The sequence below is a fragment of the Micrococcus sp. 2A genome (genome assembly GCF_039519235.1).
GTDB lineage: Bacteria > Actinomycetota > Actinomycetes > Actinomycetales > Micrococcaceae > Micrococcus.
In genome coordinates this window covers 1,103,273-1,125,506 of record NZ_CP154351.1, presented here as the reverse complement: position 1 = coordinate 1,125,506, position 22,234 = coordinate 1,103,273, and the positions used below count along the sequence as shown (strand labels likewise).

At 72.4% G+C, this 22,234-nt stretch carries 20 protein-coding genes and 2 tRNA genes; 7 read left to right on the top strand and 15 right to left on the bottom strand.

The genetic code is table 11. The annotated features are described in order from the left end of the window. Positions 1-42: 42 nt before the first annotated feature. Genes AAG742_RS05260 through AAG742_RS05250 form a run of 3 tightly spaced genes read right to left on the bottom strand, consistent with a single transcriptional unit; the run spans position 43 to position 2,031 of the window. Entirely contained in the window at positions 43-675 is a 633-nt protein-coding gene (locus tag AAG742_RS05260; protein ID WP_298713419.1) for a TIGR03085 family metal-binding protein, read from the bottom strand. A 10-nt stretch (positions 676-685) separates the two neighbouring features. Further along, positions 686-1,216, bottom strand: a complete 531-nt coding sequence (locus tag AAG742_RS05255) for a hypothetical protein (protein ID WP_298713416.1) — start codon at positions 1,214-1,216, stop codon at positions 686-688. After that, positions 1,213-2,031 carry an SDR family oxidoreductase gene (locus AAG742_RS05250; protein ID WP_298713413.1) on the bottom strand — a complete coding sequence of 273 codons (819 nt, stop codon included), beginning with the start codon at positions 2,029-2,031 and terminating at the stop codon, positions 1,213-1,215. Before AAG742_RS05250 ends, AAG742_RS05255 begins: the two co-directional genes overlap by 4 nt. 141 nt (positions 2,032-2,172) lie before the next feature. Between AAG742_RS05250 and valS the strand changes: the two genes are divergently transcribed. The 3 genes from valS to AAG742_RS05235 all read left to right on the top strand — a co-directional run bounded on the left by valS (position 2,173) and on the right by AAG742_RS05235 (position 5,933). Continuing rightward, entirely contained in the window at positions 2,173-4,842 is a 2,670-nt protein-coding gene (gene valS, locus AAG742_RS05245; protein ID WP_298713410.1) for a valine--tRNA ligase, read from the top strand. A 165-nt stretch (positions 4,843-5,007) separates the two neighbouring features. Further along, positions 5,008-5,475 (top strand): DUF2231 domain-containing protein, encoded by a 468-nt coding sequence (locus AAG742_RS05240; protein WP_298713407.1) that lies wholly within the window; start codon positions 5,008-5,010, stop codon positions 5,473-5,475. Between the two features lie 140 nt (positions 5,476-5,615). After that, complete coding sequence (locus AAG742_RS05235; protein WP_298713482.1) at positions 5,616-5,933, top strand: hypothetical protein; 318 nt, start codon at positions 5,616-5,618, stop codon at positions 5,931-5,933. Positions 5,934-6,026: 93 nt separating this feature from the next. On the opposite strand, the gene AAG742_RS05230 is transcribed toward AAG742_RS05235, so the two are convergent. The 7 genes from AAG742_RS05230 to AAG742_RS05200 form a co-directional block, all read right to left on the bottom strand. Continuing rightward, positions 6,027-6,644: a DsbA family protein gene (locus tag AAG742_RS05230; protein ID WP_298713404.1), complete on the bottom strand. Its 618-nt coding sequence runs from the start codon at positions 6,642-6,644 to the stop codon at positions 6,027-6,029. A 58-nt stretch (positions 6,645-6,702) separates the two neighbouring features. Further along, positions 6,703-8,001, bottom strand: coding sequence for an ATP-dependent Clp protease ATP-binding subunit ClpX (gene clpX, locus AAG742_RS05225; RefSeq protein WP_298713402.1), 1,299 nt, complete (start codon positions 7,999-8,001; stop codon positions 6,703-6,705). A gap of 171 nt (positions 8,002-8,172) precedes the next feature. Further along, entirely contained in the window at positions 8,173-8,838 is a 666-nt protein-coding gene (locus AAG742_RS05220; protein ID WP_248114972.1) for an ATP-dependent Clp protease proteolytic subunit, read from the bottom strand. Positions 8,839-8,885: 47 nt separating this feature from the next. Then, positions 8,886-9,479, bottom strand: a complete 594-nt coding sequence (locus AAG742_RS05215) for an ATP-dependent Clp protease proteolytic subunit (RefSeq protein WP_248115310.1) — start codon at positions 9,477-9,479, stop codon at positions 8,886-8,888. A gap of 260 nt (positions 9,480-9,739) precedes the next feature. After that, positions 9,740-11,209 carry a trigger factor gene (gene tig, locus AAG742_RS05210; RefSeq protein ID WP_298713400.1) on the bottom strand — a complete coding sequence of 490 codons (1,470 nt, stop codon included), beginning with the start codon at positions 11,207-11,209 and terminating at the stop codon, positions 9,740-9,742. Between the two features lie 46 nt (positions 11,210-11,255). Beyond that, positions 11,256-11,329, bottom strand: a tRNA-Pro gene (locus tag AAG742_RS05205). Between the two features lie 83 nt (positions 11,330-11,412). Then, positions 11,413-12,330, bottom strand: a complete 918-nt coding sequence (locus AAG742_RS05200; RefSeq protein ID WP_298713397.1) for an SDR family NAD(P)-dependent oxidoreductase — start codon at positions 12,328-12,330, stop codon at positions 11,413-11,415. 54 nt (positions 12,331-12,384) lie between these two features. Between AAG742_RS05200 and AAG742_RS05195 the strand changes: the two genes are divergently transcribed. Beyond that, positions 12,385-12,455, top strand: a tRNA-Gly gene (locus AAG742_RS05195). Positions 12,456-12,561: 106 nt separating this feature from the next. Beyond that, entirely contained in the window at positions 12,562-13,755 is a 1,194-nt protein-coding gene (locus AAG742_RS05190; RefSeq protein WP_298713394.1) for a glycosyltransferase 87 family protein, read from the top strand. An 11-nt stretch (positions 13,756-13,766) separates the two neighbouring features. On the opposite strand, the gene AAG742_RS05185 is transcribed toward AAG742_RS05190, so the two are convergent. From AAG742_RS05185 to AAG742_RS05165, 5 genes are all read right to left on the bottom strand, one after another. After that, a complete protein-coding gene (locus AAG742_RS05185; protein WP_298713391.1) occupies positions 13,767-14,162 on the bottom strand; it encodes a hypothetical protein in 396 nt (131 codons plus the stop codon). 367 nt (positions 14,163-14,529) lie between these two features. Further along, the gene (locus AAG742_RS05180) at positions 14,530-15,435 is read right to left on the bottom strand and encodes a DNA glycosylase (RefSeq protein WP_298713388.1); all 906 of its coding nucleotides are present in this window, start codon (positions 15,433-15,435) and stop codon (positions 14,530-14,532) included. Then, positions 15,436-15,909, bottom strand: coding sequence for a ribose-5-phosphate isomerase (locus tag AAG742_RS05175; RefSeq protein WP_298713383.1), 474 nt, complete (start codon positions 15,907-15,909; stop codon positions 15,436-15,438). 86 nt (positions 15,910-15,995) lie between these two features. Next, positions 15,996-17,561 carry an NAD(P)/FAD-dependent oxidoreductase gene (locus tag AAG742_RS05170; RefSeq protein WP_298713380.1) on the bottom strand — a complete coding sequence of 522 codons (1,566 nt, stop codon included), beginning with the start codon at positions 17,559-17,561 and terminating at the stop codon, positions 15,996-15,998. Between the two features lie 14 nt (positions 17,562-17,575). Beyond that, the gene (locus AAG742_RS05165) at positions 17,576-18,430 is read right to left on the bottom strand and encodes an alpha/beta hydrolase (protein WP_049146105.1); all 855 of its coding nucleotides are present in this window, start codon (positions 18,428-18,430) and stop codon (positions 17,576-17,578) included. 183 nt (positions 18,431-18,613) lie between these two features. Here AAG742_RS05165 and AAG742_RS05160 point away from each other — a divergent pair, with 183 nt between their 5' ends. Together AAG742_RS05160 and pepN are read left to right on the top strand one after the other, a co-directional pair. After that, positions 18,614-19,384, top strand: a complete 771-nt coding sequence (locus AAG742_RS05160; RefSeq protein ID WP_298713377.1) for a helix-turn-helix domain-containing protein — start codon at positions 18,614-18,616, stop codon at positions 19,382-19,384. A gap of 129 nt (positions 19,385-19,513) precedes the next feature. Next, a complete protein-coding gene (gene pepN, locus AAG742_RS05155; RefSeq protein ID WP_298713374.1) occupies positions 19,514-22,153 on the top strand; it encodes an aminopeptidase N in 2,640 nt (879 codons plus the stop codon). Positions 22,154-22,234 lie beyond the last annotated feature (81 nt).

Genomic DNA, 22,234 nt, shown 5'->3' with positions numbered 1-22,234 from the left:
CAGTGTAGTGGACCGGCGGGCACAGGCGTGAGGGGGTGCGCGTCAGAGTCTGGCGCGCTTCACCGCGGCGAGGTCTCCATCCACGGTAACGTGCACGGCGTCGCGGCCGTGGGCCCAGAGGAGCAGCTCGCCGACCTCGCCCGACACGGTGACCGGGGTGTGGACGGCCACCGCCTCGCGGGCCACCGTCACGGGCGCGCGGCCGGGGGCCTGCAGGACGACGGGGACCGTCGAGGAGCGCAGGAGCATCGGGGCCATGCGGCGCAGGGAGCGGTAGAGCGCGTCCGTGTCCCGCTCGGAGAAGGCGCGGGGCGCGGGGAGCTCTCCGCCGCGGGCGACCTCGCCCCGGCGCACGTCCTCGAGGTGGATGAAGTGCTCGGCGGCGTTCACGTGCTTGTCGGCGAGGCGCATGGGGTTCAGGGTGCCGGGGCCCTTGGCCCAGGACTGGACCAGCTCGCGGTAGTCGCGCGACTTGGCCTGGTCCGAGACCTTGCCCAGGTGGGCCTTGAGGGGGCCGACCATCATGCCGGCGGCGGCATCGGGGCGGTTCTCGCGGACCCACAGGTGCGTGGCCATGTCGCGGGTGGTCCACCCCTCGCAGAGGGTCGGGGCGTCGGGGCCGTTCTCGAGGAGGAGGTCGGACAGGCGGGCACGTTCGGCAGAGGCGAAGGTCATGGTCGCCAGGCTAGCGAGCAGACACCCGCGACGGCGAGGAGTGCGGGGCCGAGGGCGGGGTGCGCTCTGCGAACTCGACGAGTCCGCCGAGCACGCCGCCGGCCACGCCCATCCACCGGCGCGGGTGCCGCGCACCGCGGCGGACGGCCAGGCGCTCGAGGCCCGCGTCCGCCTTCAGGGAGAGCCACAGGCTCACGCCCAGGACCGTCCCGATCCCGACGCTCCCCGCCGCCAGCGCCACCGCCTGACGCGGGCCGTCCACGACGGGGCCGGCCGAGGACGCGCTGCCGCCCCCGCGGACGGAGGCCGCCCAGGCACCGCTCGGGATGAGCAGGGCCACGGCGCCGCCGAACGCCGCGGCGGTCCGGACGTGCGGCAGCCGCCCCAGCGGGATCAGGGAGGCCACTCCGCAGCCGAGGCCCGCGGCGGCGGCCGCGGCCAGCCGCAGCCGCGCATCGGGGATCGCCCGCTCCGCCCGGCGCACCTCCCGCTCGAAGCGCGCCCGCTCCGTGAAGGGCATGTCCTGCGCGAACCCGGTCATCGGCGGATCACCTTGTGCTGGGCGGCCTGCGCGACGGGCCGCATCACGATCTGGTCCAGGTTCACGTGGTGCGGCAGCTCGACGGCGTGTACGCACACCTCGGCGACGTCCTCCGCCGTGAGGGGCTTCTCCACGCCGGCGTAGACCGCGTCGGCCGCCGACTGGTCTCCCCCGAGGCGGTTCTTCGAGAACTCCTCGGTGTGCACCATGCCCGGCAGCACCTCGACCACGCGCACGTTGTGCTCGGCCTCCTCGAGGCGCAGGGCCCCGGTCAGCCCGTGGGCGCCCATCTTGGCCGCGTTGTACCCCGCACCTCCCTCATAGGCGACGATCGCCGCCGTCGACGTGAGGTTCAGGACGGTGCCCTCCCCGTGCGCGCGCAGCAGGGGAAGGAAGGCGCGGCACGCGTTCAGGGTGCCGAGCACGTTGACGCGGAACATCCACTCCCAGCCGGCCGGGTCGCCGTCGGCCACGGCGTCCACGCCCTGCGCGCCGCCCGCGATGTTGAGCAGCGTGTCCGCGCCGCCCTCCGCGGCCACCCGGTCGGCCAGCGCGCCGACGGCCGCCGCGTCCGTCACGTCGAGGGGCGCGGGCCGGACCTCCCCCATGAGGCCCTCGGCGCGCACCTGCGCGGCGAGCTGCTCGAGGCGCTCGTCGCGGCGGCCGGCGGCGTACACCCGCCAGCCGCGGCGGGCCAGCTCGAGGGCGGTGGCGCGGCCGATGCCGGAGGTCGCGCCGGTCACGACGGCGGTGCGGGGCGGCGTCGAGGAGTCGGCCGCGGTGGACGGGGCGGGGGTCTGCGAGGTCTCGGTCACGCGTCCACTGTAGGCACGGGGCCGACGGGGACAGGGCCGCAGCGGGCCTCGTCGGCACGCCGCACGCGGACCGTGCGGGAGGGGCGGGGGTGGTCGTGTGTGCTCACGGCCCCACCGTGCGGCCGTGGGAGAATGGCCGGCATGGCTGAGAACACGCAGGGCACAGACACGCCCACCGACGCATCCCCCGCTCCGACGACCGCCGTGGCGGTCCCGGACCGCCCCGCCCTCGAGGGACTCGAGGACAAGCTGACCGCCCGCTGGGCCGAGGAGGGCACCTACGCCTTCGACCCGGACACCACGCGCGAGCAGGTCTACTCGATCGACACCCCGCCGCCCACCGCCTCCGGCTCCCTGCACGTGGGCCACGTGTTCTCCTACACGCAGACCGACGTGCTGGCCCGCTACCAGCGCATGACCGGCAAGAACGTGTTCTACCCCATGGGCTGGGACGACAACGGCCTGCCCACCGAGCGTCGCGTGCAGAACTACTACGGCGTGCGCTGCGACCCCACGAAGCCCTCCATCGAGGGCTACCGCCCGCCGGAGACGCCGGCGAAGAACCAGCGCGACTGGGACGTCGTCTCCCGCAAGAACTTCATCGAGCTCTGCGAGGAGCTCGCCGTGCAGGACGAGAAGGTCTTCGAGGACCTCTTCACCCGCCTCGGCCTCTCCGTGGACTGGTCCATGACCTACCGCACCATCGACGACGTCTCCCGCGCCGTCTCCCAGCGCGCCTTCCTGCGCAACATCGCCGCGGGCGACGCCTACCTCTCCGAGGCCCCCACGATGTGGGACGTCACCTTCCGCACCGCCGTGGCCCAGGCCGAGCTCGAGGACCGCGAGGTCGCCGGCGCCTACCATCGCTACCCGTTCTTCACGGCCGACGGCGAGCAGGTCTTCATCGAGACCACCCGCCCCGAGCTGCTCGCCTCATGCTCCGCCCTCGTGGCCCACCCCGACGACGAGCGGTACCAGCCGCTGTTCGGCACCACGGTGCGCTCGCCCCTCTTCGACGTCGAGGTGGAGGTCAAGGCCCACGAGCTGGCCAAGCCGGACAAGGGCTCGGGCATCGCGATGGTCTGCACCTTCGGCGACCTGACCGACGTCACGTGGTGGCGCGAGCTGCAGCTGCCCACCCGGACGCTGATCGGGCGCGACGGCCGCTTCGCCGCCGACACCCCTGAGTGGATCACCACGGAGGCCGGCCGCGCCGCCTACGCCGAGACCGTGGCCGGCAAGACCGTGTTCTCCGCGAAGGAGGGCGTGGTGAACGCCCTCACCGAGGCCGGCCTCATGGACGGCGAGCCGAAGAAGATCATGCACGCCGTGAACTTCTACGAGAAGGGCGACAAGCCCCTCGAGGTCGTCACCTCGCGCCAGTGGTACGTCCGCAACGGAGGCCGCGACGCCGACCGCCGCGCCGCCCTCATCGAGCGCGGCCGCGAGCTGACGTGGCACCCCGAGCACATGCGCCACCGCTACGAGAACTGGGTGGACGGGCTCAACGGCGACTGGCTCGTCAGCCGCCAGCGCTTCTTCGGCGTGCCGATCCCGGTCTGGTACCGCCTCGACGAGGACGGCGAGCCGGTTTATAACGCGCCGATCGTCCCCGAGGACTCCGCCCTTCCGGTGGACCCCGTGGCCGAGCCCGCGCCGGGCTTCACCGAGGACCAGCGCGACGTCCCCGGCGGCTTCACGGGCGACCCCGACGTGCTCGACACGTGGGCGACCTCCTCGCTGACCCCGCAGATCGTGGGCCGCTGGGGCCGCGACGACGCGTTCTTCGAGAACGTCTTCCCGTTCGACCTGCGCCCGCAGGGCCACGACATCATCCGCACCTGGCTGTTCTCCACCGTGGTGCGCGCGGACGCCCTCAACGGCTCCGTCCCGTGGACGGACACCGCCCTCTCCGGGTGGATCCTGGACCCGGACCGCAAGAAGATGTCCAAGTCCAAGGGCAACGTGGTGGTCCCCACCGACATCCTCGAGGAGTTCGGCGCGGATGCGGTGCGCTACTGGGCCTCCTCGGCCCGCCTCGGCGCGGACACCGCCTACGAGGTGGCGCAGATGAAGATCGGCCGCCGTCTGGCGATCAAGCTGCTCAACGCGGCGAAGTTCGTGCTCAACCTGGGCGCCACCTCCGACGCCGTGGTGCGCTCGGAGGCCGACGCCGCCGTCGTGACCAACGCCCTGGACGCCGCGCTGCTGGCCCGCCTGGCCCAGACCGTCGAGCAGGCCACCGCCGCGTTCGCCGGGTACGACTACGCCCGGGCGCTGAACGTGACCGAGCAGTTCTTCTGGCAGTTCACGGACGACTACGTGGAGCTCGTCAAGGACCGCGCGTACGGCGGCCACGGCGAGGCCGAGCAGGCCTCCGTGGTGGCGACGCTCGCCACCACCCTGGACGCGCTCCTGCGCCTCCTGGCCCCGTTCCAGCCGTTCGCGACCGAGGAGGTGTGGAGCTGGTGGCGCACCGGCTCCGTGCACCGCGCCCCGTGGCCCGGCCTCGAGGCCGAGCTCAGCGGGCTGCGCGCGGCGGCCGAGGGCGGCGACCCGCGGGTCCTCGCCGTCGTGGCGCAGGTGCTCGGCGGCGTCCGCAAGTCGAAGTCGGAGGCGAAGGTCAAGCAGCGCACCGAAGTCCGCACGGCGACCGTGCGGGCCGGCGCGGCGCAGCTCGACGCGCTGCGCGGCGGGCTGGCCGACCTGAAGGCGGCCGGCAACGTGGCCGACGTCGTGCTCGTCGAGGCCGAGGGCGAGGGCGACCTCGAGGTCACCGATGTGGAGCTGGCCCCGGCCGAGCAGGCCTGACCCGTCCACGGGCCCGGCGCGCCGTCCCACCCGGGGCGGGGTGCCGGGCCCGCGGCAACCGCCGGCAGGGCGCCGTCCGGCCGGCCGGGTGAGGAACAGTCACACCAGGTGAGGGCGGGATCCCCTCCTCCGGAACGGACGCGGACCTTGCATATCGTCGCCCGCATGAACGGCCTCCCCCTGCACCCGCTCCTCGTCCACCTGCCCGTCGTGCTGATCCCCCTCGTCGCGCTCCTGACGGTCCCGACCCTGGTCTCGCGCCGCTGGTTCCAGTGGTCCGCCCCCTTCACCCTCGGCCTGGCCCTGCTGGCCGCACTCGGCTCGTGGTTCGCCACGTGGTCAGGGGAGGACCTGGAGGCGCGGCTCGGCGAGAGCTCGGCGCTGCTGGAGCAGCATGCCCAGCTCGGGGAGATGACGCGCAACCTGGCCTTCCTCACCCTCATGCTCCTCGCGGTCCACGTGGCTCTCTTCTGGCACCGCTCCCCCGCGGCGACGCGGGCGTTCGGTGAGAATCGACCCGTCGTCCACACCGTGCTGGCCGTGCTCACCCTCGTGGCCGCCCTCGCGGGCGTGGTCGTCGCGATCCAGGCGGGCCACGCCGGGGCGCAGCTCGTGTGGCTCGGGGCGGCGTGAGCGGCCGGGGCGGTCTGATGCGGGAGACTGGCCGCATGCGACTCCTCCCCCGCCCCACCGCCACCCCGCCGCCGGATCCGCGCCGCGGGTCCGCCGGCGCGCACCGCACCGCCCGCCGCACCGCCGGCGTGCTCGCCGGCATGGGCGTGCTGCACTTCGTGAGGCCCGAGTCGTTCGACGGCCTCATCCCGCCGGCCCTGCCCGGCTCCGCGCGGGTGTGGACCCTCGGCTCGGGTGTGGCCGAGCTGGCGGTGGCCGGGCTGCTCGCCGCCCCCAGGACGCGGAGGGTGGGGGCGCGCGCCGCCCAGGCGCTGTTCGTGGCCGTGTGGCCGGGCAACATGTGGATGGCCTGGCGGGCCCGGCACGCCTCGGTCCCCTTCCGCGCCATGGCCTTCGGCCGCCTGCCCCTGCAGATCCCGATGATCCGTTCGGCGGGACGGATCGCCCGGGCGCTCTGAGGCCCGCGAGGACCCCGCACACGCCGCAGGCCCGGCCTCTGCTCGAGGGAGCAGCTGCCGGGCCTGCGGTGCTCCGTGGCAGGAGCCCCAGGATCAGTCGAACTCGGGGCTCGTCGTGCGGGCGCGCTTGAGCTCGTAGAAGTACGGGAACTCGGCCAGCGCCACGGCGCCGTCGAAGATGCGGCCGGCCTGCTCGCCGCGCGCGATGCGGGTCATCACGGGGCCGAAGAACGCGGTCCCCTCGAGGGCCACGACCGGGGTGCCGACGTCGTTCCCCACCAGCTCCTCGGCCCTGCGCTGCGCCTCGCGGAGGTGATCGTCGGCGGCGTCGGTGCGGGTGGACTCCAGGACGGCGGTGGCGTCCAGCCCGAGCTCCTCGGCGGCCTCGGCGATGACCGCCTCGTAGTCCTTGTTCCCCTGCTCGTGGATGCGGGTGCCCAGCGCCGTGTACCAGTCGGCGAGCAGCTCGGGGCGCTCGGTGCCCACGTGCAGGGTGGCGCGGCCGGGGATGAGCCCCTCGTCCGTGTGGCGGCGGTAGTCCGGGTCCAGCTCGCGGCCCTCGTTGAGCATGTAGAGGGACATCTGGTGGAAGCGCACCTCGACGTCCCGGACCTGCTCGACCTCGAGCATCCAGCGGGAGGTGATCCAGGCGAACGGGCACGTGGGGTCGAAGTAGAAGTCGACGACGGGGGTCTGCGGGGTCTCGGTCATGAGGGGCCTCTCTCGGTAACGGTGCTGCGGTGCGGACGAGGTGGGTCAGGCGGTGCCGTCAGGCGCTGCGGCCGCGGCGGCGGCGCTCCACCTCGGCCGGGATGAGCAGGGGCTCGGCGTCTCCGCGCACGGCGTCCCCGGTGACCACCACGGTCCCGACGTCCGTGCGGGAGGGCAGCTCGAACATCACGGGCTTGAGGACGTTCTCCATGATGGAGCGCAGCCCTCGTGCGCCGGTGCCGCGGGCCTCGGCCAGCTCGACGACGGCCTCGAGCGCGTCCGGCTCGAACTCCAGCTCGACGCCGTCCATGAGGAACATCTTCCGGTACTGCTTCAGCAGGGCGTTCTTCGGCTCGGTGAGGACGCGGACGAGCTGCTCCCGCGTGAGGTCCTCCACCGTGGTGATGACGGGCAGGCGGCCGATGAACTCCGGGATGAGGCCGAACTTGAGGAGGTCCTCCGGGCGGACGTCCGCGTAGGAGGTCTCCCCCGCCCCCAGGTGGTTCAGCGGCGCGCCGAACCCGATCCCCTTGCGGCCGGCCCGGGAGCCGATGATCTCGTCCAGCCCGGCGAAGGCGCCGGCGACGATGAACAGGACGTTGGACGTGTCGATCTGCAGGAACTCCTGGTGCGGGTGCTTGCGACCGCCCTGCGGCGGCACGGAGGCCACCGTGCCCTCGAGGATCTTCAGGAGCGCCTGCTGCACGCCCTCGCCCGAGACGTCCCGGGTGATGGAGGGGTTCTCGGACTTGCGGGAGATCTTGTCGATCTCGTCGATGTAGATGATCCCCTGCTCGGCGCGCTTCACGTCGTGATCCGCGGCCTGGATGAGCTTGAGGAGGATGTTCTCCACGTCCTCGCCCACGTAGCCGGCCTCGGTGAGGCTGGTGGCGTCCGCGACGGCGAAGGGCACGTTCAGCTTCCGCGCGAGGGTCTGGGCCAGGTAGGTCTTGCCGGAGCCCGTGGGCCCGACCATGAGGATGTTGGACTTGCCGATCTCCACGTCCGCCAGGTCGTCATGCCCCGACAGCCGCTCCGCGAGGTCCGCCCCGCGGTCCTGCGGGCTGCGCACGCGCTTGTAGTGGTTGTAGACGGCCACCGCGAGGGAGCGCTTGGCCGCCTCCTGACCCACCACGAACTGCTCCAGGTGGTCGAAGATCTCCTGCGGCGTGGGGAGCACCAGCTCGTCCGACTCGGCGGCCTCCCCCAGCTCCTCCTCGATGATCTCGTTGCAGAGCTCGATGCACTCGTCGCAGATGTAGACCCCCGGGCCGGCGATGAGCTTGCGGACCTGCTTCTGGCTCTTGCCGCAGAACGAGCACTTCAGCAGATCCGCGCTCTCTCCGATACGCGCCATGGTGGTCTCCTCGAGATGGGCGGGATGGACGGCGTCGTGTCCCGTGGCGGACGACTCCGTTGTCGGACTCGCTCCAGGATACGCGGGGACCCGGACGCGTTAAGGGGCGGACACCCGGGACGCCGCGAGGGCCCGCCCGCGATGCGGCGGCGGACCCTCGTGACGGTCGGCTCAGGCGGACGGACGGGTGATCTTGCGGGAGGGGAGCACCTCGTCGACCAGGCCGTACTCGAGGGCCTGGTCGGCCGAGAGGAACTTGTCCCGGTCGATGTCCCGGGAGACCTCCTCCGGGGTCCGGTTGGTGAGCGAGGCCAGGGTCTGCTCCATCCAGACGCGCATGCGGTTGATCTCCTGCGCGTGGATCTCCAGGTCCGTGGCCGTGCCCTGGTCGCCCTGCATCGCCGGCTGGTGGATCAGCACGCGGGCGTTGGGCAGCGCGAGGCGCTTGCCGGGGGCGCCGGCGGCCAGCAGGACCGCCGCGGCGGAGGCAGCCTGGCCGAGGCACACGGTCTGCACCTCGGGCCGGATGAACTGCATGGTGTCGTAGATTGCCGTCATGGCCGTGAACGAGCCGCCCGGGGAGTTGATGTAGAGCGTGATGTCACGCTCGGAGTCCATCGCCTCGAGGACGAGCAGCTGCGCCATCACGTCGTCGGCCGACGCGTCGTCCACCTGCGAGCCCAGGAAGACGATGCGGTCCTCGAAGAGCTTGGCGTAGGGGTCCTGGCGCTTGAAGCCGTAGGGAGTGCGCTCCTCGAACTGCGGCAGGATGTAGCGGGCGCTGGGAGCGGTGGCGGAGGGCGTCCCGGTGGGGAGCCCGGCGGGGAACGGGGTCATGGAAGGTCTCCTCGAGAGGGTCTGGATGGGGCCGGGAGCGGAAGGAGTCAGCCCTGGACGCCGCCGCCGCCGGACACGGACGACGCCCGCTCGGCGATGTGGTCGATGAAGCCGTACTCCCGGGCCTCCGCGGCGGTGAACCACTTGTCACGCGCGTTGTCCTCGAGGATGGTCTCGACGGACTGGCCGGTCTGCTCCGCGGTGAGCTCGGCCATGACCCGCTTCATGTGCAGGATGAGCTGTGCCTGGATGCGGATGTCCGACTCCGTGCCGCCGATGCCGCCCGAGGGCTGGTGCATGAGGATGCGGGCATGAGGGGTGGCGTAGCGCTTGCCCTTCGCACCCGATGCGAGCAGGAACTGGCCCATCGACGCCGCGAGGCCGGTGGCCACGGTCACGACGTCGTTCGGGATGTACTGCATGGTGTCGTAGATCGCCATGCCCGCCGTGACGGAGCCGCCCGGCGAGTTGATGTACAGGTAGATGTCCTTCTCCGGGTCCTCCGCGGAGAGCAGGAGCAGCTGGGAGCAGATCGCGTTCGCGTTGTCGTCGCGCACGTCCGAACCGAGCCAGACGATGCGCTCCTGCAGCAGCCGCTTGTAGAGGTAGTCCTCGCGCTGCTCGGGATCCACCGAGGTCATGCGGGGGGTGATGTCAGTCATCACTGCTGCCTTCCTGTCGAGATGCTTCGCTGGCCCCCGTCCGTGCGCCGCTTCGGGCGCGGAGACGGGTCCCTGATCGAGGTCGACACTATCCGGGCGCCCTCGCCGCGCGAGGACGTGCCGGGGGCGTTTCGCTGTTGGCGCAGGTCGACGACGCCGCCCGGCGGCGGACGCACCGGCGCCCCCGTCCACAGGGGACGGGGGCGCCGGTGCACGGCGGGCACGGGCCCGCAGGAGGATCAGGCCTCGGTGGGCTCCTCGGACTCGGCCGCGGCCTCGTCCTTCTTCGCCTCGTCCTTCTTCGCCGCGGCCTTCTTGGCGGCCGCCTTCTTGGCCGGGGCCTTCTTCGCGGGCTTCTCGGCCGGCTGCTCCTCGGCGGGGGCGTCCTCCACCGGGGCCTCCCCGGCGTCGGCGCCGCCCGGGGTCACGAACGCCGTGAGGTCCACGGCGTTGCCCTCGGTGTCGGTGACCTCGGCGTGCTTGAGCACCTCGGCCAGCGCCTTGCGGCGGCGGACCTCGCCCATGATCATCGGGATCTGGCCAGCCTGGTCGAGCATCATGGCGAACTGGTTCGGGTCCATGCCGTACTCGGAGGACGTGGCGATGATGTACTCGATCAGCTCGCCCTGGTCCACGGTCACGGACTCTGCCTCGGCGACCTCGTCGAGGAGGACCTCGTTGGCGAACGCCTCGCGGGTGTTCTTCTCCAGCTCGGCGCGGTGCTCCGGGGTGTCGTGGTCGTCACCGGACTCGTGGCCGCCCGCGGAGAAGTGCTGCTCGAGCTGCTCTGCGATCACGCCGTCCGGCACGGGCACCTCGACCAGCTTGCCCAGCTCCTCGAGGACCTTGTCGCGCGCCTCGACGCCCTGACGGGTCACGGCGTCCTCGGCGGCCTTCTTCTTGAGGTCGGCCTTCAGCTCCTCGATCGTGTCGAACTCGGAGGCCAGCTGGGCGAAGTCGTCGTCGGCCTCGGGCAGCTCGCGGTCCTTCACGGCGGTGAGCTGCACCTTCACGGTGGCGGTGCGGCCGTCGTGCTCGCCGCCGTTGAGGGTGGTCTCGAAGGTGGCGTCCTCGCCGGCGGACAGGCCGTCGAGGGCCTCGTCGATGCCGTCGAGCATGGTGCCGGCGCCCACCTGGTAGGAGAGGCCCTCGGCCTGGTCGACCTGCTCGCCGTCCACGGTGGCGGTCAGCGAGACGGTGACGAAGTCGTCCTTGCCCGCGGGACGGTCCACGTCCTTGAGGGTGCCGAAGCGGGCTCGCAGGGCGTCGAGGGCCCTCTGCTCGTCCTCCTCCGAGGCGGCGGCGGGCTCCACGGTGACCTTGAGGCCCTTGTAGTCGGGCAGCTCGATGGTGGGGCGCACGTCGAACTCGGCGGTGAAGGCCACCGGGGCCTCGCGGTTCGCGGAGTCCGGGGAGGCGGTCACGTCCACCTCGGGGCGGGAGATCGGGGTGACCTCGGCCTCCGAGACGGCCTGCGTGAACCACGTGTTCAGGCCCTCGTTGACGGCCTGGTCCACCACGGCCTCGAGTCCGAAGCGCTGCTCGATCATGCGCGCGGGGACCTTGCCGGCACGGAAGCCGGGGATCTGGACCTGCTGGGCGATGTCCTTGAACGCCTTGTCCAGCGCGGGCTTCACCTCCTCGAACGGCACCTCGACGGTCAGCTTGACGCGGGTCGGGCTGAGGTTCTCTGCGGTGGACTTGACCACGGATGGCTCCTGTTGCACTGGATGACGGATGGATGTGACGACAGTGTCGGGGTGACAGGATTTGAACCTGCGGCCTCACGCTCCCAAAGCGCGCGCTCTACCAAGCTGAGCTACACCCCGTCGTCTGGAGATGACGCCGGTCGGGCTCACGCGATCGCACGCCGGGCACCCGAGACGCTGCCTGCAGGGCAGACTGTGGAATCCTAGCGCGCCGCGCGGTCCGGGGCGAAAACCGGGGGCGGAGCCGTCGGCGTCGACCGGCCCGTGAACGCGTCCATGGTGGCATTGACGCCGAGGACGTCCATGGCGGCGTCGAAGGCGCCGCCGGGCAGGGCGCGCAGGGGGGCGATGAGCCCCACGGCCCGGGGCAGGAGGAGCCGACGGCGGCCCGCCTCCACCGCGTCCAGCACCGCGTCGGCCACCGCCTCCGGCCGCAGGATCGGCAGGAGCGCGGGGATGCGGGTGCGGACGCCGTCGAACATGCCGGTGCTGACGTAGTACGGGCACACGACGAGCGAGGTGACGGGGCTGCCCTCCTTGCGGAGTTCGGCGCCCAGCGACTCGGCGAAGCCGACGGCGGCGTGCTTGGAGGCCGAGTAGTCGGTCTGCCGGGCGACGCCCACGAGCCCGGCGGCCGAGGCCACCGTGACGATCGCCCCGCGCCCCCGCGCCCGCATCCCGGGGAGCACCGCGCGGGTGAGCCAATAGGGAGCCAGCGCGTTCACCTCGAAGGTGCGGCGGATCCCCTCCTCCGTGGCGTCCTCGAGGCGCGCGCCGGTCACGACGCCCGCGTTGTGGACGGCCACGTCCACCTCGCCCGCGCGCTCGGCGGCCGCGGCGACGGCGGGGGCGTCCGTGACGTCGATCCGCTCGGCGACGCCCTGGGCGCCCCGGGACGTGGCCTCCTGCGCGACGGCGAGCGCGGCCGCCTCGTCCCGATCCCACACGAGCACGCGGGCCGCGCCCCGCTCCGCCGCACCGAGGGCCATGAGGCGGCCGATCCCGGAGCCAGCACCGGTGACGAGCACGGTGCGACCGGCGAGCGGCAGGCGGCGCCGGACGGGGACGACGGAGCGGAGGCCGCGGGCGGCGGCACCGGGTGAGGGGGGACGAAGCGGCATGGCGCCTCCGTGCTAGTCTGGCTGGCGCTGGTCCGCGATCCTCGCGGATGGCCCGGGGATGTAGCTCAATGGTAGAGCCCCAGTCTTCCAAACTGGCTACGCGGGTTCGATTCCCGTCATCCCCTCGTCCGTCCCGGCCCGCCGTCATCTCCACGGCGGCGACCGGGACTTCTTCATGTCGGCGTCCTCCGCCCAGGTCGTGAGCCGATCCGAGCGAAGGAGCACCCGATCGTGTCCCACCGGCACACCGCCCCCGCGCCGTCCTCCCCGGCCGCCCGTGCCGCGGCCTGGGCGATCCCCGTGGCCGCCGCCCTGCTCATCGTCCTCCTCACGCCGGGGAGCGGGCTCGACCTCGCCGTGTACCGCGAGGGCGGCCTGGCCCTGCTGGACCCGGAGGCGGACCTCTACGCCCCGATCCTGGGCCCGGTGGGCGATCCGGGGCTGCCGTTCACGTACCCCACCTTCGCGGCCCTGCTGTTCACCCCGCTGACCCTGGTCCCGCTGCCCGTCTCCCTCGGAGTGCTGACGGTGCTCACCGCCGCGCTGATGCACCTGGTCAGCCGCGACCTGACCGGACGCCTGCGCGCGGCCCTGCCCCGGTGGCGGGTGCCCGCCTGGGTGCTCACCGTCGTGGCGCTCCTCGCCATGCCCGGCCGTGAGACGCTCACCTATGGCCAGATCAACGTGGTGCTCATGGCCTCGGTCTACCTCGCGCTCGCCTCGCGCCGTCATCCGTGGGCGTGGTTCGCCGTCGCCGTGGGCGTGACCGCCGGCATCAAGCTGACCCCGCTGGCCCTCCTCCTGCTGCCCCTCATGCTGGGCCGGTTCCGCACCATCCTGCTGGCCGGAGGCGCCTTCCTGGCCACGCAGGCCATCGGATTCCTCGCGGCCCCGGAGCCCACCTGGCGGTTCTGGACCTCGGTGCTGCGGGACCCCTCCCGCGTGGGCGGGATCGACTACATCGACAACGCGTCCGTGCGCGGGATGCTCGCCCGATTCACGGAGCACGAGACGCTCCCGTGGCTGCTCGGCGTCGCCGTGGTGATCGGCCTCGTGGCCGTCCTGCTCCGGATGAACCGGCACGAGGACCGCGTCCTCCTGCTCGGCCTGAGCAGCACGGTGCCGCTGCTCATCTCGCCCATCAGCTGGGTCCATCACTTCGTGTGGTGGCCCGTGATCGTCTACGCCGTGCTGGCCCTCACGTGGCGCGTCCGGGCCCTGCGGATCCCGGCCATCGTGCTGGCGGTCCTGACGGTCGGCGCCCTGGCCCTGACCCCCAAGCACCTGGCCGGGATGTTCGGCCCCGGATGGATCAACCCGGTGATCGGCGCCGTCGCGCCGGCCGGTCTCGTCGTGCTGCTCGGCCTGGCCCTGGCAGCAAGCCTCACCGCGCGACGGCCTGGAGCGGCCGTGGCGGCGCGGTAGGAGGCGAGGGGTCAGGCGGCGCTGCGCAAGTCCAGCCTGAAGGTCATGTTCTGGATGAGCACGTCCCGGGTGGCCTTGCCAACGGTGCCGACGCCGAGGGTGACGGTGATCCGCGTGACCGGACCGGCGATCGTCACGAAGGCGGAGCCGGTGGTGTTCGGCGTCGTCGTCTGGAGCCCACTGCCCGAGACGGTGACGCCCGAGGCCGCGGTCGCCGTGGACTCCGGGGACACCGTGATCACCTCCTGCACGCCGTACGTGCCGTTGTTGTCGACCCACTCGATGTCGGCGAGGGTGAACCGCACGTCCTCCACCGTGCGTCGGACGTCGATGGTGACGGTCTGCTCACCGCTGACGGTCACGGCGGTGGAGGTGCGCGTGAGGTTCCCGGGCCCCGTGCTGGTCACGTCCACCGGCGGCGCGGGAGACGGACGGGGTGGAAGCAGGCATGGTGAACTCCGGGGATGCTGGGCGGGAGGTGGGCGGCACGGCGCCTCTCTGAGGACTGAGCACCCTCCCGTCGACGCCGTGGGCAGTCCAGGCACAGCGGGGCCCAGGGAAATACCCGCGGAGAACATCCTGGGTTCCGCTCTGACCTGGACTTTCTCTCCAGCTGCGGGCGGAGCGTCAAAGGAGCCCGTGACGGTCAGCCGCCGGTCACCCGCCCCCGTGCGAGAGTTCATCCGATCGTCGGCGATTCGTCGCCAGGGAGCCCGCGGACCGCGTGGCCACAACGCTGTCAGCAGCGGCGGCTGATCGGCCGGCGGGTCGTCCTCACGTCTGGCACACGGTGCAGCGGTACAGCTTCCGCGCGGCCATCTCCTCCACCACGATCGCATCCCGCCCGCACACCAGGCACGGCCGGCCGTGGCGGTGGTAGACGTAGGTCGCATGCTCGGGCCACGCCTCCTCGGCGGGAACGCCGGGCCGGTGCTCGGGGCGCGTCGTCACGATGCGTCCGAGACGCACGCCCTCGCGCATGAGCGCGGCGTTGTCGTCCCACAGGGCGCACAGCGCCTCCTCCCCCACGTCCCTCGCGGGTCTCCACGGGTCGATCCCGGCGCGGAACAGGGCCTCGGCACGGAAGATGTTGCCGATCCCGCTCGCGGCCGACTGGTCCATGAGCACGACGCCGATCGGCCGCCTCGTGCGGGCGGCGAGCCGCAGGAAGGGGGTGGGGTCGTCACCGTTGAGGGGGTCGGGACCGAGCGTCGCGGTCACCTGCTCCACCTCGTCGGCGGTGAGCAGCCGGCACTGCGCGGCCCCGATCAGATCCGCCCAGCCGTGCGCGGAGCGCAGGCGCAAGCGCACCGTGGGGGCCGGTGGCGGCGGGATGACCCAGCCGTCGTCGTGGGCGAGGCCGGATGTGGCCGGGCCGCCCTGCACCTCCCGCTCCCCGATGCGCCGCGGCGCGCCGATGGACGAGGCTGCGGCGAACGTCTCGTCCCCGCCGAAGGTCCATGCCCCGTACATGCCGAGGTGGACGTTGAGCGACAGACCGTCCTCGACGTCGGCGAAGAAGTGCTTGCCGTGCGCCCACGCGCGCTCGAGGACGCGCCCGTCGATCAGCGCCGCGCCCTCGGTGAACCGCCCCTGCGGGCTCGAGGCGCCCAGGGTCTCGCCGCCGAAGACGTCGGTGAACTGCCGCGCGAGACGGTGGATGGAGTGCCCCTCAGGCACTCACATCACCACCTCGCCGGTCACCTCGTAGCGCGCGATCTTGCCGATGCGGCGCACGTGGCGCTCGTCCTCGCTGAAGGGCTCGGCGAGGAACGCCTCGATGATCGCGGTGGCCTCCTCGAGGCTGTGCTGCCGGCCGCCCACGGCGACGACGTTCGCGTCGTTGTGCTCGCGGGCGAGCTTCGCGGTGCTGAGGTTCCAGGCCAGCGCGGCGCGGACGCCCTGCACCTTGTTCGCGGCGATCTGCTCACCGTTGCCGGAGCCGCCGAGGACGATGCCGAGGGAGTCCAGTCCCTGCTCGCGGTCGGCGACGACGGCGCGGGCGGCGTTGATGCAGAAGCCCGGGTAGTCGTCCTGCGCGTCGTACTCGGTGGGTCCGTGGTCCACCATCTCGTAGCCGGCGGCGGTGAGGTGCTCCACCAGGTGGGCGGACAGCTCCATGCCGGCGTGGTCGGTGGCGATGTGGACGCGCATGCGCAGACTCCTCCAGAAGGACGACGGTCGGGTGGGGTCAGTCTACTGACGGCCCCACCCGACCCCCTGTCCCGGGGCGGGCCGGCTCAGATCAGCGCGACCGATCGCTCGGGCTCGCGCACCGGCATGGGCTCGGGCTCCCCGCTCGCCGAGGAGAGGAAGCCCTCCCCGGTGAAGTGGCCGTTGCGGGCGCGGAAGTCGTAGGCGTAGTCGGGCCAGATCAGCGTCAACTTGCCCGAGCGGGGGTCGACGTACCAGGAGTGGCAGCCGCCGTCCACGAGCCACACCGAGGTGGCGGCCCGCTCCTGGAGACGGTCCACGTACTCCTCCTGGGCGAGTGTCTCGGGGACCATCGTCCGGATCCCGTCGTGCTCCGCCCGGTCCAGGGCCTCCAAGATGTACGCGATCTGCGACTCGATGATGTAGACGATCGAGTTGTGCCCCAGCGAGGTGTTCGGCCCGTTGATGGCGAACAGATTCGGGAATCCCGCCACGGCCGTGGAGTCGAACGCCGCCATGCCGCTGCTCCAGTGATCGGCCAGGGAGCGGCCCTCACCGTCGTGGACGCGGTCGGCGAACGGCGGCTGGGCCGCCTCGAAGCCGGTGCAGAGGACGACGGCGTCGACCTCGTACCCGTGACCGCTCACGCCGAACAGCCGGCTCCCCTCGACGCGGTCCAGCGCGCTGTCCTCCAGGGTGACGTTGTCCCGGGCCATGGCCGGGTAGTAGTCGTTGGAGACGAGCACACGCTTGCAGCCCGGCAGGTACCGCGGCGTGAGGCGCTCGCGGAGCTCGGGGTCAGAGACCGCGGCGGCCAGGTGCCCGAGGGCCTGAGCCCGGACCTGGTCCAGCGCGGCCGGCACACCGCGGCGCTGGGCATAGTTCGACTCGGCGAACCAGAAGATGTCGTCGCGCTCGCGCTGCATGGTGTGCGGGGCGCGCTCGAACATGCGCCGCACGGCCGCGGAGTACGGCTTGACCACGCGCGGGGTGACCCACGCTGGGGTGCGCTGGAAGACGAAGAGCTCGGCCGCCGTCGCCGCCAGCTCGGGGATGACCTGGATCGCGGAGGCGCCGGTGCCGACGACGGCGACACGCTTGCCCTTCAGGTCCACCGTGTGGTCCCAGCGGGCGGAATGGATGACCTCGCCCTCGAAGGCGTCGAGACCCGGGACGTCCGGCAGGCGGGGGTCGGCGAGGTGCCCGGTGCCCATGATGAGCCAGCGTCCCGTGTAGGTCCCGCGCGGCGTCCGCACCGTCCACCGCTCCGTCTCGGGGTCCCAGTGCGCTTCGAGCATGTCCGCCCCGAGACGCAGGTGCGGGGTGAGGCCCTCGTCCTCGGAGAAGCGCACGAGGTAGTCCTGGATCTCCGGACCCGGTGTGTAGAAGCCCGACCACTGCGGGTTCGGCGCGAAGGAGAAGCTGTAGAGGTGGCTCGGGACGTCGCACGCGGCACCCGGGTAGGTGTTGTCCCTCCAGGTCCCGCCGACCTGCTGGGCGCGGTCCAGGATGAGGAAGTCCTCGCGGCCGTGACGCCGCAGCTGGGCGCCCATGCCGAGGCCGGCGAATCCGGAGCCGATGATGAGGATCTCGGCGGACTCGTCGCGCGGTGCGGGGCGCACGTCGGTGGTGGTGGTCGTGGTGGTGGTCATGGCTGGCCCCTCTCTCAGGCGTGGGTCTCGGGGATGATCGCGCCGGCCGGGTGGCGGTCGGGCTCGCGCAGGTACAGGTCGACGATCTGCATGAGTTCTGCCGGGCGCTCGAGGAAGAAGGCGTGGCCGCTCGTCATGGTCGTCAGCCGCGCGTCGTCGATGATGCCGAGCAGCTCGTACTGGTGATGGGGCGGGACCATGATGTCCTCGGCGCAGGAGACGATCAGTGTCCGCGCGGTGACGGCGGAGAGACGGTCGGCGACGTCCACGCGGGCGTTCAGGTCCATCTGCCGGGCGGTGAACTCGTCCGCGGTCAGGGAGGCGAGCGCCCCGTCGAGCATGGCCGGGGTCAGGGAGCGCAGGGCCAGCGGGGACAGGCCGCAGAAGGCCGTGTAACGGGCCAGGGCATCAGGGCTCGTGGCGTACAGGTGCCGCCAGACCTCGTTGCGCAGGCGCTGGTGGACATCCGTCGTCGCCCAGCCGGCCACGAGCACGAGGTTCTCCACACGGCGACCGAGGTCGGCGGCCAGCTGCCCGGCCACGACGGCGCCGAGTGAGTAGCCCAGCAGGTCGAACGCGGCGTCGGGGCCGAGGAGCTCGTCGACGACGGCCCGCACCTGGCCGACCAGCAGGTCGACGGTCAGGTCTGCGGCGGGGTCGGCCGTCGGCGCCCAGTCCACGGCGATGACGCGCGTCCGCGTGGCCATCATCGGGAACAGGTGGCCGAAGTGCGAGGCGGTCGTCCCGCCCGTGCCGTGGACCAGCACGAGAGGCCGGTCGAGCTCCCCGGGTGTCACCGAGTCGTGGCAGGTGACGGAGGCACCGTCCACGCTGACGGTGCGCGTGACGGTCGATGCGGTCAGTGGCATGAGGCTCCTCCTGGAAACCGATATGTGGACTATGGGGCCCGACACCCGTGATGTGACGCGCCCTACATTCCCCAGCATGGCGCGTGCATTTCTCGGAATGCAAGCAGGCGCGTCAGTCATTTAGTCCATCAGATGGAACTGGGTCCGACGCCGGAGCTGCGGCACGATGGACCGGTGACCCCTATGACCCCGCCCACCGGCGTCCTGCCCCGTGCCGCCCTCGTGATGCGCCTGCTGCACGAGGCCGGACCCGCCGGCCTGCGGCTGAGCCAGCTCGTCCAGCGGACGGGTCTGCCCCAGCCCACCGCCCATCGACTGCTGGCCGACCTGGCCGAGGAGGGTGCCGTGACCCGACGTGGGGCCGCCTATGCACTCGGCGATCGGTGGGGCCCCGTCGGGTTCGAACCGGTGACGCCGCGGTGCCTGATCGAACGCGAGGCCAGCCGGGCCGTGGTCCAGGCCGCCGCGGACGAGCTGGGGGACACGGTCTACCTGGCGGCACGGGCCGCGGGCGGAGTGGCCTACCTCCTGCGATGCGACGGCGACTCCCCCGTGCGCGTCTTCACCGTGGAGGTCGGCGAGGTCAAGCGGCTTGCCGCCGGGTACGCCGGCATCGCGCTCCTGGCCTCCCTGCCGCCCGAGCGCCGGCGAGCGGAGGTGGACGCGGTCGTCGCCCGGCCTCCCCGTCGCTGGAACCTGACGGATGACGGAGCCCTGCACGACCTGCTGGACACCCTGCTGCGTCAGATGGACGAGCAGGGGTGGTGCGGCGGTGTGCCGGTCGTGCCCGGGGTGGCCGGAGTCGCCTGTGGCATTCCGGCGCGGACGGGAAGCATCCCCCAGGTGTCCCTCACGGCCTCGGCGGCCGAGCAGCGGATGCCGCCGGCACGCGTGCCCGAGGTGGCTGAGGTGCTGCGTGCGGCGGCGACCCGACTGGCCGAGATCGGGGGCTGAGCACACCGGCCGGCCCGCTCTGCGGTGCGCCGTCCACGACGCCCGGGCCAGGTGACACAATGGCGGGCAGTGAGCCGGGGCACATCCCGCACCGGCCGTCGTCGTCCCTTGCCTACCCCTGGAGGTTCCGTGAGCTCCGCACGCCTGAACATCACCCGCGAGGAGGCCGCGCAGCGCGCCGCCGCCCTGACCGTGGACGCCTACGAGGTGAGCCTGGACCTCACCCGCGGCGCCGAGCGCTTCGCCGTGACGAGCACCGTCACCTTCGCGGCGAGCGAGGACGCGGTGGGCTCGAGCACGTGGATCGACTGGGTGGCGACGACGGCGCCCCGCGCGGTCACGCTCAACGGCGAACGCCTTGACGTCGCGGACTTCGACGGCGCCCGCGTGGCCGTCGGCCCGCTGGCCGCGCAGAACACGCTCGTGGTGGAGGCCGAGGGCGACTACTCGACCACCGGTGAGGGCCTGCACCGCTTCGTGGACCCGGTGGACCAGGAGGTGTACCTCTACACCCAGTTCGAGGTGCCGGACTCCCGCCGCATGTTCCCCGTGTTCGAGCAGCCGGACCTGAAGGCGTCCTTCGCGTTCAGGGTCACGGCGCCGGCGCACTGGGCCGTCGTCTCCAACCAGCCGGAGACGTCCCGCCGCCCGCTGGGCAGCGTCGAGAACGAGGACAGCCTCGGCGGCGTGGACGCCGCCGTGTGGGAGTTCGCCCCCACCCCGCGCATCTCCTCCTACATCACCGCCCTCGTGGCCGGCCCGTACAGGTCCACGCATTCCGAGCTGAGCAGCGCGGACGGCCGCACCATCCCCCTCGGCGTGTACTGCCGCGCCTCCCTCTTCGAGCACCTCGACGCGGACGCCGTCTTCGACCTCACCCGTCGCGGCTTCGAGTTCTTCGAGGCGCAGTACGGCCACCCCTACCCGTTCGAGAAGTACGACCAGCTCTTCGTGCCGGAGTTCAACGCGGGCGCCATGGAGAACGCCGGCTGCGTGACGTTCCTCGAGAGCTACGTCTTCCGCGGCACGGTCACGGAGGCCGTCGTCGAGCGCCGCGCCATCACCATCCTGCATGAGCTCGCCCACATGTGGTTCGGCGACCTCGTGACCATGCGCTGGTGGAACGACCTGTGGCTCAACGAGTCCTTCGCCGAGTTCATGTCCACGCTCGCCGCGGCCGAGAACACGGAGTACACCGGCGCGTGGACCACGTTCTCCTCGATGGAGAAGAACTGGGCGTACCGCCAGGACCAGCTCTCCTCCACGCACCCGATCACGGCGCAGATCCGCGACCTCGACGACGTGCTCGTGAACTTCGACGGCATCACCTACGCCAAGGGGGCCTCGGTGCTTCGTCAGCTCGTCGCGTGGGTGGGTCAGGAGAACTTCATGGCCGGCGTGCGCGAGTACATCGCCAAGCACGCGTGGTCCAACACCGAGCTGCCGGACCTCATGACGGAGCTCGAGGCCTCCTCCGGCCGGGACCTCTCCGAGTGGACCCGCCAGTGGCTCGAGACCTCCGGCGTGAACACCCTTCATGTGGAGGTGGACACGGACGCGAGCGGCACGATCGCCTCCCTGCGCCTGCGCCAGACCGCGCCGGACGGCTCCCCCACCGCGCCCGGCGACGACATCCTGCGCCCGCACCGCCTCGCGGTCGGCTTCTACGACGTCGACGAGGCGACCGGCCGCCTGACCCGGACCGACCGCTTCGAGCTGGACGTGGCGGGCGAGCTGACCGAGGTGGCGGAGGCCGCGGGCCGCCGTCGCCCCGCGCTGATCCTGCCCAACGACGACGACCTCGCCTACGCCAAGATCCGCCTCGACGACGCCTCGTGGGAGGCCGCGTCCACCCGCCTGAAGGACGTGGACGGCTCCCTGCCGCGCACCCTTCTGTGGGGCGCCGCATGGGACACCGTGCGCGACGGCGAGGCCTCGGCCGCGTGGTTCGCCGAGCTCATCCTGGCGAACATCGGCGAGGAGCGGGACTCCACCGTGGTGCAGACCCTGCTGCGCCAGCTGGCGACGTCGCTGTCCCAGTACCTGCCCGAGGCGCAGTCCCGCCCGGCGCGCGAGCGCGTGGCGGACCGGCTGTGGGCCCTGACGGAGCAGGCCGAGGCCGGGTCGGACAACCAGCTGCAGTTCGTCAAGGCCTTCGCCCTGCACGCACGGACGGGCGCGCAGCTCGACGCCCTCGACGCCGTCGTGGACGAGCGCAGCGTGCTGCCCGGTCTGGACCTCACGACGGACCTGAAGTGGGAGCTGCTCACCGCGCTCGTGGCCGCGGGCCGCGCGGGCGAGGAGCAGATCGCGGCGGCCGCGCAGGCCGACGCCACCGCCACCGGCGCGCTCGCGGCGCTGCAGGCCCGCGCCGCCGTGCCCACCGCCGAGGCCAAGCAGGAGGCGTGGCGCCGGGTGGTGGCCGGCGAGCTGTCCAACACGGAGCAGCGCCAGGCGCTCATCGGCTTCGGCCGGGTGCACGACCGCTCCCTGATCGCCCCCTACGCCGAGGAGTACTTCTCCCGCATCGAGCAGGTGTGGGACTCGCGCTCGCACGAGATGGCCGAGACCGCGGCGACCCTCGGGTTCCCGGCGGCGCAGGTGGGCCAGGAGGTGGCGGACCGGGCGACCGAGCTCTCCGAGCGGGTGAAGGGCTCCCGCGCGGGCCTGTCCCGCGTGGTGGCCGAGGGCCGCGACGAGATGGTCCGCGCCCTCGCCGCTCGCGCGCATGCGGAGGAGAACGTGCACGAGGTGTCCGCCGCGGGCTGACGCGGCCTCTCCCCGGCACGGGGCCGGACCCTCGACGGGTTCGGCCCCGTGGCGCGTCCTGGCGCGGCACTAGGCTGGGAG

Bases quoted from the DNA above. Each gene is read 5' to 3' on its own strand.
- AAG742_RS05235 (WP_298713482.1), top strand. From the start codon at position 5,616: ATGGGCGTGCTGCACTTCGTGAGGCCCGAGTCGTTCGACGGCCTCATC.
- clpX (WP_298713402.1), bottom strand. From the start codon at position 8,001: ATGGCGCGTATCGGAGAGAGCGCGGATCTGCTGAAGTGCTCGTTCTGC.
- AAG742_RS05260 (WP_298713419.1), bottom strand. From the start codon at position 675: ATGACCTTCGCCTCTGCCGAACGTGCCCGCCTGTCCGACCTCCTCCTC.
- AAG742_RS05220 (WP_248114972.1), bottom strand. From the start codon at position 8,838: ATGACCCCGTTCCCCGCCGGGCTCCCCACCGGGACGCCCTCCGCCACC.
- AAG742_RS05230 (WP_298713404.1), bottom strand. From the start codon at position 6,644: ATGACCGAGACCCCGCAGACCCCCGTCGTCGACTTCTACTTCGACCCC.
- AAG742_RS05255 (WP_298713416.1), bottom strand. From the start codon at position 1,216: ATGACCGGGTTCGCGCAGGACATGCCCTTCACGGAGCGGGCGCGCTTC.
- AAG742_RS05170 (WP_298713380.1), bottom strand. From the start codon at position 17,561: ATGACCACCACCACGACCACCACCACCGACGTGCGCCCCGCACCGCGC.
- AAG742_RS05240 (WP_298713407.1), top strand. From the start codon at position 5,008: ATGAACGGCCTCCCCCTGCACCCGCTCCTCGTCCACCTGCCCGTCGTG.
- AAG742_RS05175 (WP_298713383.1), bottom strand. From the start codon at position 15,909: ATGCGCGTCCACATCGCCACCGACCACGCCGGCATGGAGCTGTCCGCC.
- AAG742_RS05160 (WP_298713377.1), top strand. From the start codon at position 18,614: ATGACCCCGCCCACCGGCGTCCTGCCCCGTGCCGCCCTCGTGATGCGC.
- AAG742_RS05215 (WP_248115310.1), bottom strand. From the start codon at position 9,479: ATGACCTCGGTGGATCCCGAGCAGCGCGAGGACTACCTCTACAAGCGG.
- valS (WP_298713410.1), top strand. From the start codon at position 2,173: ATGGCTGAGAACACGCAGGGCACAGACACGCCCACCGACGCATCCCCC.
- AAG742_RS05165 (WP_049146105.1), bottom strand. From the start codon at position 18,430: ATGCCACTGACCGCATCGACCGTCACGCGCACCGTCAGCGTGGACGGT.
- AAG742_RS05200 (WP_298713397.1), bottom strand. From the start codon at position 12,330: ATGCCGCTTCGTCCCCCCTCACCCGGTGCCGCCGCCCGCGGCCTCCGC.